This window comes from Streptomyces beijiangensis, from assembly GCF_017315755.1.
GTDB classification, from domain to species: Bacteria; Actinomycetota; Actinomycetes; order Streptomycetales; family Streptomycetaceae; genus Streptomyces; species Streptomyces beijiangensis.
The window spans coordinates 1-338 of the sequence record NZ_JAFLRJ010000749.1; the positions used below are offsets into that span (position 1 = coordinate 1).

Here is a 338-nt window from a genome sequence, read left to right on the forward strand (position 1 = left end):
CGGGGCGTACGTCGTCGTAGGGGAAGGCGTACCCGATGGGCGAGTTGGCGTGGACCACTCGTGACCAGTGGTTGGTGGCGGCGCCCTGGTAGTAGTCGGCGGTGGTGGTGCCGTTCGGCTGGACGGGGTGGGTCAGCATGATCGAGCGGTTGAAGCCGGCGGCGAGGCGGGCGAGGATCGCCTTCTTGTCGTCCGGGTCGGCCGGGTTGTTGGTGAACGGGCCGTGGTTGCAGGTGAAGATGTCCTTCGAGACGGGCTTGATGAAGGTGTGCCCGCCGTTGAAGGTGAGGGTGTCGCCGCTGACCCGACCTGTGACGACGCCCCGGACGCCCTGCAGG

The 338-nt window shown here is 67.8% G+C and carries 1 protein-coding gene; it reads right to left on the reverse strand.

The window, feature by feature from the left end:
• Window positions 1-338, reverse strand: a 338-nt coding sequence (locus J0695_RS38840) for a beta-1,3-glucanase family protein (protein WP_242553740.1), incomplete at both ends; no start/stop codon positions are given.